The following is an 11,181-nucleotide window of genomic DNA, read 5'->3' as shown; positions in this document are numbered from 1 at the left end:
CTGCGGCATGGAACTTAACAGCGTTAAGGAGACGTCGGTGCTCGTCGTGGGCGCCGGCCCCACCGGGCTCGCCCTCGCCTGCGACCTGGCGCGGCGCGGCGTGCACGCCCTCGTCGTCGAACGGGCCCCCGCCCTCTTCCCCGGCTCGCGCGGCAAGGGCCTCCAGCCCCGCACCATGGAGGTCTTCGACGACCTCGGCGTGGCCGGCGCGGTCCTCGCGGCGGGCGGCCCGATACCGGTCGGGATGGTGTGGCGGGAGGGCCGACGCCAGGGCGAGCACCGCATGTTCGACGCGCCGGAGCCCACGGAGAGCGCCCCGTACGCCGAGGCCCGCATGCTCCCCCAGTGGCGCACCCAGGAGATCCTCCTGGCACGGCTGCGGGAGCTGGGCGGGGACGTCGCGTTCGGCACGGCCGTGACGGGCCTGACGCAGGACGCCGAGCAGGTCACCGCCGAGTTGTCGACGGGCACGCGGGTGCGGGCGGCGTACGCGGTGGCGGCGGACGGCGGGCGCTCCACCCTGCGCCGGGCCCTCGGCATCACCATGACGGGCGAGACGGTCGACCCGAACCCGATCCTGGTGGCCGACATCCGCGTGTCCGCGCTGGACCGCGACAACTGGCACCTGTTCCCGGCCGCCGACGGCAGCGGCCTGTACACGGCGATCTGCCCGCTGCCCGGCACCGCCGACTTCCAGCTGACCGCGCAGTTCCCCGCGGGCACGGCACCCGACCTCTCCCTGTCGGGCATACGTGACCTCGTCGCCGCCCGCACCCATCTGCGTGCCGACGACGTGACCGAGGTCCGCTGGTCCTCCGACTTCCGGCCGCGCGCGGCACTGGCGGACCGCTTCCGGGAGGGCCGCGTCCTCCTCGCCGGGGACGCGGCGCACGTCCACTCGCCCGCGGGCGGCCAGGGCTTGAACACCAGCGTCCAGGACGCCTACAACCTGGGCTGGAAGCTGGGCGCGGTCCTGCGCCACGGCGCGCCCGAGGCGCTGCTGGACACCTACGAGGAGGAGCGGCGGCCCAACGCCGCGGCGATGCTGGGCCTGTCCACCCGCATCCACCGCGGCGAGGAGCGGCGCGGCGCGGCCACCCGGCAGCTCGGCATCGGCTACCGCGAGGCGTCGCTGGCGGTGGAGACCCGGACGGGCCTGCCGCCGCAGGCGCTGCGGGCGGGCGACCGGGCGCCCGACGGGCCGTGCGGCGCGGGGACCTTGTTCGACGCGTTCCGGGGCCCGCACTTCACCCTGCTCGCGGTGGGCACGGACACCGCGCTGCCGCCGCTGGACGGAGCGGAAGTGCGGGTCCACCGCGTGCCCGCGTACGCGCCGTACGGGACGGGCCTGTTCCTGGTCCGGCCGGACGGGTACGTCGGATGGGCGGGCGAGCGGGCGCGGGACGGGCTGGCGGACTACCTGGCCCGGTGCGGCTTGACCTCAAGTCGACTTGAGGTCCTACGTTCGGGCGCATGACGACCTTCACGTACTCGCACAGCGACGCGGACCTGCTCAACCAGCCCATCGGCTACTGGAGTTCGGCGGCGGGCGCGGCCGTGGTCAACCACATCCGCACCGCCCTCGCCGAACTCGGCCTCACCCAGCCCCAGTGGTGGATCCTCAACCAGCTCCAGGACGCGCCACCGGAGGGCCGCGACCGCGACGAGGTCGTGGCGGTCCTGCGCGGCTACCTCGAAACCGGCGAGAGCGCCCTGCGGCACAACATCGGCGCGCTGCACGACCGCGGCCTGGTCACCGAGGACGCGGCGGGCCGCATCGCCCTCACCGAGGCGGGCCGCGAGCTGCGGGACCGCGTGGCCGCGCGCCAGCGGGACATCCTCGCGGAGATCCGCGAGGGCGTCACGGACGAGGACTACGTCCACACCCTGAAGGTCCTCCAGCGGATGATCCACAACGTGGGCGCCTCGGCCTGGCACCACTGAGCCTGCCCGGCTCCCCTCAGAACGCGTCGACCGGCACATACACGCCCCACACCGCGCGCAGCGCGTCGCACACCTCGCCCACCGTGGCGCGGGCGCGCAGGGCGTCCTTCATCGGAGGGAGGACGTTGGCGTCGCCCTTCGCCGCGTCCGTCAGGGCGGCGAGGGCGGCGTCCACCGCCGCGCGGTCGCGTTCGGCGCGCAGCCGGGCCAGCCGGGCGGTCTGCCGCGCCTCGATGGCGGGGTCCACGCGCAGCGGCTCGTAGGGCTCCTCCTCGTCGAGCCGGAAGCGGTTGACGCCGACGACGACGCGGTCGCCGCTGTCCGTCTCCCGGGCGATGCGGTAGGCGTTGCGCTCGATCTCGTTCTTCTGGAAGCCGCGTTCGATGGCGTGCACCGCGCCGCCCAGCTCCTCGACGCGCTCCATCAGCCGCACCGCCGCCGCCTCCACGTCGTCCGTCATGCTCTCCACGGCGTACGACCCGGCGAAGGGGTCGACGGTCGCCGTCACGTCCGTCTCGTACGCGAGGACCTGCTGGGTGCGCAGCGCCAGCCGGGCGGAGGTGTCGGTGGGCAGGGCGATGGCCTCGTCGAAGGAGTTGGTGTGCAGCGACTGGGTGCCGCCGAGGACCGCGCCGAGGCCCTGGACGGCGACCCGGACGAGGTTCACCTCGGGCTGCTGGGCGGTGAGCTGGACGCCGGCCGTCTGGGTGTGGAAGCGCAGCATCAGCGACCTGGGGTTCCGCGCGCCGAACTCCTCCCGCATGACATGGGCCCAGATCCGCCTGGCGGCGCGGAACTTGGCGACCTCCTCCAGGATCGTCGTGCGCGCCACGAAGAAGAAGGACAGGCGGGGCGCGAAGTCGTCGACGTCCATGCCCGCCTTGATCGCCGTGCGCACGTACGCGATGCCGTCGGCGAGGGTGAAGGCGATCTCCTGCGCGGGCGAGGCGCCCGCCTCGGCCATGTGGTAGCCGGAGATGGAGATGGTGTTCCACTTCGGCATCTCGGCTCCGCAGTACCGGAAGATGTCCGCGGTCAGCCGCAGGGAGGGCTGCGGCGGGAAGATGTACGTGCCGCGCGCGATGTACTCCTTCAGTACGTCGTTCTGGATCGTCCCGGTGAGCCGGGAGGCGGGCACACCCTGTTCCTCGGCGACCAGTTGGTACATGAGGAGCAGCGGCGCGGCGGGCGCGTTGATCGTCATGGAGGTCGAGACCTGGTCCAGCGGGATGCCGTCGAACAGCACCCGCATGTCCTCGATCGAGTCGACGGCGACGCCGACCTTGCCGACCTCGCCGTGCGCGAGGGGCGCGTCGGAGTCGTGGCCCATCTGGGTCGGCAGGTCGAAGGCGACCGACAGGCCGGTCGTGCCGTGCTCGATCAGCCGCCGGTAGCGGGCGTTGGACTCGGCGGCGGTGCCGAAGCCCGCGTACTGGCGCATCGTCCAGGGGCGGCCCGTGTACATCGTCGGATGGACGCCGCGGGTGAAGGGGTACGCGCCGGGGGCGCCGAGCTTGTGGTCCGGGTCCCAGCCCGCGAGGGCCTCGGGGCCGTACACGGGTTCGATGGGCAGTCCGGACTCCGACTCGTGTGTCATGCCTTCAGCTTGCGCCTGCCGCCGGGACGCGTCACGCGCGGCAAACCGGGAAACACTCCCAGAAATGTTGTCCGGAGGCACCGGAGGCGTGATGGGCAGGGTCGCGATATCGGTGGGGGCCGTGGCGGTACTGGCGTTGACCGCGGGGTGCAAGGCGGTCGCGGTCGACGCGGAGGACGGGCGGTCGGGCGGGGCGGGCGCGGTCGGCGCGGACGGGACGCCGCGGGTCTCGGCGGCGGCGCCGCGGGGCCCATCGGCACCCCCCGGTGGTCCGAGCCCGCGGACGCTGCTGCGCGAGGGCGACCGGGGTGCGCAGGTGCGTGAGCTACAGGCGCGGCTCCGGCAGATCGGGTGGTTCCGCCAGGGCCCCTCGGGCACGTACGGCCCGGTCACGGCCGAGGCGGTCCGGGGCTTCCAGGGCAAGCGCGGCCTGCCTCCCACCGGCAGGACCGACACGCTCACGTGGCAGCGGCTCCTCGCGATGACGCGCGAGCCGGCGCGCTCCGAGCTGCACGCGGGTGGGGGCGGGCCGGCGGCGGTGCCCGCGCCCGCGCCCGCGCCGGACAAGCGGTGCCTGACCGGCCGGGTCCTGTGCCTCGCCAAGGGCAGCCGGACGCTGACCTGGATGATCGACGGCAGGGTGGTGTCCACGATGGACGTGCGGTTCGGCTCGCAGTACACGCCGACGCGCGAGGGCACCTTCCGCGTCTACTGGAAGTCGCGGCACCACGTCTCGACGCTCTACGACACGGCCATGCCGTACGCCCTGTTCTTCAGCGGCGGCCAGGCGGTGCACTACTCGGCGGACTTCGCGGCCAGGGGCTACGCGGGCGGTTCGCACGGCTGTGTGAACGTCCGGGACGAGAAGAAGATCGCGGCGCTTTTCGCGCAGGTGCGGGAGGGCGACCGGGTCGTCATCTACAAGTAGCGGGCCTCTCCCGAGAGGCGTCCCCCGGGAGGTGTCCCCGAAGAGGCGTCCCCCGGGAAAAGCGGCGTGGGCGGGATCGGGGGAACAGATCCCGCCCACGCCGATGGCACGGAGCCGAAGGTACGGGGGGAACCCCCGGCTCGTGCCCGGGCCGATGACCAGTCGGCTCACTACTTACTGCGCCGCGCCCCCGAAAAACGTCACACCTGGGGTGGGCGGCTTCTCCGGGGAGGGGTGGGAGGGGGATGAACAGGGGGTGCGAAGGGGGGTGTCCGCTGCTTGTCCGGTGGGTCCGGTCGCGTGGGGTCCGGTCGCACGGGGGGCGGCCGCCTTTCGGCGCGAGAGGGCGGTGCGGCGGGACCTGCGGCGGGGGACGCCGGGGTCCGCACAGGCGGGGGCGGGGCAGGCCGGTGTGCCAGGACCCCCCTGACTCGGGGTGCGGGGCTTGATCCGCCGGGAGGGGGCCGGCGCGGCTGGTGGGGACAGTACGGCAGGGGCGGCTGCCGGGCCCCGCGGCGCGTGACAGAGGCCGCGCTATCTGGGTCATGGGGTAGGGCAGTGTGCCGGGTGCCTTGGCTCGGGGTGCCGGGTGGGGTGCGCCGGGCGGGGGTCAGCGTGGCAGGCGGGGGGTTTGGCAGGCCGCGTGCCGGCCCAGCGGGCCGTGGCGCGGTCCGCCGGGCAGGCAGGGGCTGGTGCGGCAGAGCGGTGGGTCGGGCGCCGTGGGCCGGGGTGCGGGACGCGATTTTGCCGGGCGGGGGTCAGCGCGGCAGGCGGGGAGGCGCGGCAGAGGGGTGTGTCGGGCGCCGTGGCTCGGGGTGCGGGACGCGATTCGTCGGGCGGGGGCCAGCGTGGCAGGGCGGTGTGCCGCGTGCCGGGGCTCGGGGTGTGGTCCGTCCGGGCGGGGGTCAGCGCGAGGGGTGGGGAAAGTGCGGTAGGGCGCTGTAGGCGGTGGTGGGGGTGGGGTGTGGGAGGCCGGGGGCCGGGATGGTGTCGCCGCCCGAGCTGCCACCTGCCTCGCCGCCCGAGCCGCCGCCGGCCCCGCCGCCCGCCTCGCCGCCCGAGCTGCCACCTGCCTCGCCGCCCGAGCTGCCACCGGCCCCGCCGCCCGCCTCGCCGCCCGAGCTGCCGCCGTCTCCGCCGCTTCGGCCGCCGCCGCTCTGGCCGCCACCTTGGGCACCGCCGCCGTGGCGGACGCCGCCGGCCGTGCCGCCGAGGATTCGGCCGCAGAAGTCCTCCACCCGGGAGGAGCCCTTGGCGGCCTCTTCTAGGCGGCGTCGCTTGTCGCCCTGGAGGACGCCGCTGCGGTAGTCGCGGCAGGCGGAGATCACCTTGCGGTGCCACTTTTTGGTGTCGCCGCCGACGGGCGGCGTCCCCTCGGCGTCCGGGAGCGGTGTGGCAGCGCCGGGGTGCTCGCCGCCGGCCTCCGCCTCGGGGGGCGTACGGGTGTGGGGCTCACGCGTGGGTCCCTCACCGGGCGGCGCCGTGCCGTCCGGCAGCAGCTTCTCGGACGGCTCTTCGGGCTCGGCCGACGGTGTGGTCCGGGACGCCTCGGGAGTGGCGGCCGCCGACACGGACGAGGCGGGGGCCGGAGCGTCGTGCCCGCTGAACGGCGACGACAGCACGCCCGTCCCCGCCGCCACGGCGACACCGCCGGCCATGCAGGCCGCGAGCGTCGCGGCGAGCGCGAAACGCACCGGCCTGCCCCAGCGGCTGGGCCGCGGGCGATCGGCGTCCCGGCTCCGGCGTACGGTCTCGACCGCGGCGGCCTCATGGGCGGACGTCGCGTACGCGGCCGAGGCCCGGGCGTCCTTCGCGGAGCCGCTCCGGGCGGCGCGGAACGCGGCCAGCGCGGCGGCCTCGCCCGGGAGTTCGCCGGGCGCGGAGCCACTGCCGCCGGGCGCCGCCGACGGGTCCGTGGCGGCCAGCGCGCCGAGCGCCCGGGCCAGCCGGTCGGCCTGGGCACGTGCGTGAGGGTCGACGGCACCGAGGGGCTCACCGCGCAGCAAACGCTCCGCGGCCTCGCGGTCCAGCCACTTGTCCTGCTCGTCGGCCATCACATGTCCTTCTGCGTCCGCGTACGCGTTTGCGTCACACCGGCGGACGTCCCCGCGCGCTCGCGCGGCTCTCTCTGAGGGGGTACGGCGTCAAGGGCGCTCGCGGGGTCGGCGGGGTCCGCGCCGAGCAGTTCGGCGAGCCGTTTCAGCCCCCGGTGGGCAGCCGTGCGGACGGCTCCGGGGCGCTTGCCGAGGGTCTGGGCGGCGGTCTTGGCGTCGAGGCCGACGACGACCCTGAGCACCACGGCCTCGGCCTGGTCCTGCGGGAGCTTCGCTATCAGGGCCAGCGCCTCGCCGGTGGCGAGGGACTCCATCGCCTCCCCGGCGGTGTCGGCCTCGCCGGGCCTGCCGGTCAGCTCCGACTCGTCGCCGCCTGTCGCGGGGCGGCGGCCCCGCATGCGTATGTGGTCCAGGGCGCGGTTGCGCGCGATGCGGGCCGCCCAGCCCCGGAACCGGTCGGCGTCGCCGCTGAACCGGTCCAGGTCGCGCGCTATCTGCAACCAGGCCTCGGAGGCGACGTCCTCGGCGTCCGCGTCGGCGACCAGCGTGCGTACGTATCCCAGCAGCCGTGGGTGCACGGCGCGGTACACAGTCCGGAACGCGGTCTCGTCCCCGTCCTGCGCCGCAAGCACCGCGGCGGTCAGCTCCGCGTCGTCCCCCAGCACTCTCTCAATCCCGCCCACTCGGAGATCTGCGCCCGGCCGCGGCGCGAAGCAGCACGGTACGGCCTTGTCAGGGCCTAAGTCCATGTTTGTACAACCTGCAACCAGCAGGTGACGGAAAGCGGTGTGACACAAAACGCACGCACGGCGCTGAAGAGAGTACGGACCGCACGCCGGTCCGTGCCGTGCGCCGGCCGAGGCCTCTCCTGTGGGGGGTGGCGGCCTCGGTCGGTCGCTCGCTCCGCCACCCGGACCACCGGTGACGAAGTCCGCTTCCGTGCCGGCGCCCCGTTGTCCGGTGGCACCAGCACCACCACGAAGTCGGATGCTGGTAGGGGCGAATCGGCGCATCCCACCGGCCAGACTCGGGGCGGCACCCGTGCGACGGGCGACGACGGCGGCAGCGGAGGACATCTGCGGTGGACATCTTGCGGAACCAGGAACCTCCCCGTCCCCTCCACCAGAAGTGGGCGGGGCTCGGGGACGCGCCCTGGCTGGTGCGGCTCGGCCCGGCCTCCCTGGGGCGCATCGCCCTGGAGGTGTACGTCGCCGGAGCCCTCGTCGACGTGGTGGTGCCCAGTCCTCTGATGTCCGGCACGCTGCGCGGCGCCTGTTGTGCCACGGGAGGCGGCCGCCGGTTCACCCTGGCCTGGGGCGTGCGCGAAGGCGGCCGGACGGCCCCGCCCGAGGTGGTGTTCCGGCGCGGACGGCTGCGCGGGGCGCTGTACAGGGAAGGGGAGACCCTCTCGTTCGACGACCGGTTCTGGCTCAGCACCGCGCAAGGGCGCTTCACCACCGTCTCCGCCACGGACTCCGAGGGCGTCGAGCAGCGCCAGGGCGTGCCGGTACTGCGCGGCCGCGCCTTCCTCCGCATGGGCGGCCGGGTGGGGGACCCGGACGTATAGGCGCAGGATAGGGACGCCTCCCACACTCGAGCGACATGACGACACAAGATCCCGTACGAGGCGCCCGCATTCTGGGGATCGGCACCTACCGGCCGCGGCGGATTGTCGGGAACGACGAGTTCGAGGCCCGTACGGGCCGCTCCGACGCCTGGATCCGCCGCCGTACCGGCATCGTCGAGCGCCGTTACGCGGATCCCGGTGAGACGGTGATGGACATGGCCGTCGAGGCCGCCCGCAAGGCGCTGGCCGAGTCCGGTCTGACTCCGGGCCGGGTGGACATGGTGCTGCTGACGAGCATGTCCCACGTCCGGCAGAGCCCGGGCGGCGCCCCGGAGGTGGCCCACCGGCTCGGCACCGGGTCGGCGGCGCTCGATCTCGACGCGGCCTGCGCGGGCTTCTGTTACGGGCTGGGCGTGGCCGACGGGCTCGTGCGCAGCGGCACGGCCGAGCACGTGCTCCTGGTGGGCTCCGACAAGATGAGCGACATCGTCGACCCGTGCGACGCCTCCACCGCGTTCCTCTTCGCCGACGGTGCCGGCGCCGTGGTCGTGGGACCGGGCCCCGAGGGCGGCATCGGACCGACGGTGTGGGGCGCGGACGGCGGGCAGCGACAGCTCATCGCGCATTCGGCGACCTGGGTGGAGCACCGCGACGACCCGAGCCTGCCCTGGCCGACGATGCGGATGGCCGGCCCCGAGGTGTTCCGCTGGGTGGTCGAACGGATCCCCGCGGTCGCCGAACAGGCCCTGTCCGCCGCCGGGGTGCACGCGGCCGACCTGGCGGCGTTCGTCCCCCATCAGGCCAATCTGCGGATCACCGACGCGCTGGCCACTCGGCTGGGCCTGCCGCCGCGGGTCGCCGTGGCGCGGGACATCCAGTACGCCGGCAACACCTCCTCCGCCTCCGTTCCCCTGGCCCTCGACCGCCTCCGAGAGACCGGGGCCGTGGCCCCCGGCGGCCGTGCGCTGCTCACGGCGTTCGGTGCGGGGCTCTCCTGGGCGGCTCAGGTCGTGCTGCTGCCGTGACGGCCGGTTCCCGGTCGGCGTGCCGGTGACGGCGGGCCGACCGGGGTGCGGTCAGGCGACCGAGCGGACCGCCGTCGCGGGCGCCGGGAGGGCGCGGGCGAACAGCCGTACCAGCTCGTGGAAGCCGTACTGGGGGCGGCTGCCGGTGCTCACCTCCAGCAACCGGGCCTCGACCAAGTCGTCCAGCACCTGCTCGGCCGGGCCCACCGCGGTGCCCAGGGCCAGAGCGGCGGCCTCGGCCGGGAACCTCGCCACGGGCAGGGCGGCCAGCCTCGGCAGGGCGCCTCTGGCCCGCTGGTCGAGGCCCATGAGCGAGCTCAGCAGCCGTTGCTCCACGTCGAGTTCGCCGAAGCTCAGCTCCTCCAGGCGGTCCCGCGGCACGGACAGGCGGCGGGCCAGTCTGCCCGTGGACCAGTGCGCGTGGGCGGCGAGCCGCATCCCGCAGACCCGCAGCGCGAGCGGCAGGCCGGCACAGGCCTCGATGATCGCCCGGGTGGCGTCGGCGTTCTCCTGGATCCGTTCGGGGCCCGCCAGCGCGCCGAGGAACTCCAGCGCTTCGGTGGCCCCGAGCAGCGGCACGGCCAGCGCCACCCCGCCGGGCAACGCGGCGGGATGCGTCCGGCTGGTGACGATCAGGCCGATCCCGGGATCGCTGGGCAGCAGAGGGGCGATCTGCCGGTCGCCGGCGGCCCGGTCGAGCACCACCAGCAGCCGTTTCCCGACCGTGTGGGTGCGGTAGAGGCCGACCAGTTCATCGAGGTCGGCGGAGTCCGCGGGGGCGGCGCCGAGTGCCCGCAGGAAGCGCGAGAGCACCTCCCACGGGCTCCGCGGGGAACCGTCCGGGCGTCTGAGGTCGGCGTAGAGCTGGCCGTCGGGGAAGTCCGGCCGGCAGACATGTGCGGCCCGAACCGCCAGCGTGCTCTTGCCGATGCCAGGCATGCCGGTCAACAGGACCGTGCCGGATCGACCGGGCCGCCCGGTCAACACCGATCGGATGCGGCTCAGTTCGCTGCGGCGCCCGGCGAAGTCGGCGGGCTGCGGAGGCAGCATGGCGGGCACCGGACGAGGCCGCGGCAAGGTGGCGGGCCAGGCCGGGGCGGCCGCCACCTCTGACAGGAGAGTGCCGCGCAGGATCGCCTGGTACGTGTCGTTGAGCACCGGCCCGGGGTCGACGCCGAGTTCCTCCGCCAGTGTCCGGCGGCCCGCGTGGTAGGCGCCGAGCGCGTCGGCCTGCCGGTCGCAGCGGTACAACGCGGTCATCAGCTGGGACCGCAGCCGCTCGCGCAGCGGGTGCTCGCCGAGCAGGCCGGTCAACTCGGGGACGAGTTCGAGGTGCCGGCCGAGCGCCAGGTCGGCCTCGATGCGGTGCTCCAGCGTGACCAGCCTCGCCTCCTCCATGCTCGGCCGCTCCCGCTCGGCGAGGTGCTCGGTGACATTGGCCAGGGCGGAGCCCCGCCAGAGGGCGAGTGCCGACCGCAGGTGCGTCGAGGCGTCGTAGTAGCGGTGTTGGTCCAGGGCCTCGCGGCCGAGGCGGGCGGCACGGTCGAAGTCCTCCACGTCCAGGCGTGCCGAGCCGATGCGGATGAGGTACCCCTGGGCCAGGCGGACGAGATCGGCTTCCGGGCCGAGGTGTTTGCGCAGCCGTGACGCATAGGTGTAGATCTGGGCGCTCCTGGTCGCCGGCGGGTCACACCCCCACAGCGCGGTGCTCAGCCGGGCATCGGAGACCAGGGTGCCGTGGTTCAGCAGCAGGGCCGCGAGCACCGTGTGGATCTTTGTCCCGGAGAGCGGGACCGGCCCGTCGGCCCGGCGCGCCTCGACGGGACCGAGCAACTGGAATTCCATCGTTCCTCCTGCCACGCACACGCCGCGCGGATCTCGCGGCGTGTGGATGAAGCGGCGAAGGGGGTGAGCTCTCCCCCGTGGATCAGCTCTGACAGCGGGTCTTCGGCGGCCTGACGGCCGTCGGACCTGCGCTCGCAATTGTGCGCCCGGGTGACCGCCCGGACCGCTCCCGACGGGTGTCAAGAGGTTGCATGGGCAACGTCCTGCCATCGCTCCCGCGG

General features: G+C 74.6%; 9 protein-coding genes. 5 read left to right on the top strand and 4 right to left on the bottom strand.

What is annotated here, in order from left to right; all coding sequences use genetic code 11:
- Positions 1-7: 7 nt before the first annotated feature.
- Positions 8-1,477, top strand: coding sequence for an FAD-dependent monooxygenase (locus tag ACZ516_RS30855; protein ID WP_469012860.1), 1,470 nt, complete (start codon positions 8-10; stop codon positions 1,475-1,477).
- On the top strand, positions 1,474-1,944 hold the full coding sequence (locus ACZ516_RS30850) for a MarR family winged helix-turn-helix transcriptional regulator (RefSeq protein ID WP_358701854.1): 471 nt from the start codon (positions 1,474-1,476) through the stop codon (positions 1,942-1,944). Before ACZ516_RS30855 ends, ACZ516_RS30850 begins: the two co-directional genes overlap by 4 nt.
- 16 nt (positions 1,945-1,960) lie before the next feature.
- On the opposite strand, the gene ACZ516_RS30845 is transcribed toward ACZ516_RS30850, so the two are convergent.
- Positions 1,961-3,541: an acyl-CoA mutase large subunit family protein gene (locus ACZ516_RS30845; RefSeq protein ID WP_469012857.1), complete on the bottom strand. Its 1,581-nt coding sequence runs from the start codon at positions 3,539-3,541 to the stop codon at positions 1,961-1,963.
- Between the two features lie 64 nt (positions 3,542-3,605).
- Here ACZ516_RS30845 and ACZ516_RS30840 point away from each other — a divergent pair, with 64 nt between their 5' ends.
- Complete coding sequence (locus ACZ516_RS30840; RefSeq protein WP_469012856.1) at positions 3,606-4,469, top strand: L,D-transpeptidase family protein; 864 nt, start codon at positions 3,606-3,608, stop codon at positions 4,467-4,469.
- Between the two features lie 905 nt (positions 4,470-5,374).
- Here the strand turns inward: ACZ516_RS30840 and ACZ516_RS30835 are convergent.
- Together ACZ516_RS30835 and ACZ516_RS30830 are read right to left on the bottom strand one after the other, a co-directional pair.
- A complete protein-coding gene (locus ACZ516_RS30835; RefSeq protein WP_469012854.1) occupies positions 5,375-6,523 on the bottom strand; it encodes a hypothetical protein in 1,149 nt (382 codons plus the stop codon).
- Positions 6,523-7,188, bottom strand: a complete 666-nt coding sequence (locus tag ACZ516_RS30830; RefSeq protein WP_361085775.1) for an RNA polymerase sigma factor — start codon at positions 7,186-7,188, stop codon at positions 6,523-6,525. Before ACZ516_RS30830 ends, ACZ516_RS30835 begins: the two co-directional genes overlap by 1 nt.
- Before the next feature lie 416 nt (positions 7,189-7,604).
- Between ACZ516_RS30830 and ACZ516_RS30825 the strand changes: the two genes are divergently transcribed.
- Together ACZ516_RS30825 and ACZ516_RS30820 are read left to right on the top strand one after the other, a co-directional pair.
- Positions 7,605-8,090: a hypothetical protein gene (locus ACZ516_RS30825; protein WP_469012851.1), complete on the top strand. Its 486-nt coding sequence runs from the start codon at positions 7,605-7,607 to the stop codon at positions 8,088-8,090.
- 35 nt (positions 8,091-8,125) lie between these two features.
- Positions 8,126-9,115, top strand: coding sequence for a beta-ketoacyl-ACP synthase 3 (locus ACZ516_RS30820; protein ID WP_469012849.1), 990 nt, complete (start codon positions 8,126-8,128; stop codon positions 9,113-9,115).
- A 51-nt stretch (positions 9,116-9,166) separates the two neighbouring features.
- Here ACZ516_RS30820 and ACZ516_RS30815 read toward each other — a convergent pair whose 3' ends face one another.
- Positions 9,167-10,960, bottom strand: a complete 1,794-nt coding sequence (locus ACZ516_RS30815; protein ID WP_469012846.1) for an AfsR/SARP family transcriptional regulator — start codon at positions 10,958-10,960, stop codon at positions 9,167-9,169.
- Between the last annotated feature and the right edge of the window lie 221 nt (positions 10,961-11,181).

It is taken from the genome of Streptomyces sp. NPDC034037, assembly GCF_055575715.1.
The sequence above is the reverse complement of the archived record's forward strand: the minus strand, read 5'-3'. Positions and strand labels throughout refer to the sequence as shown.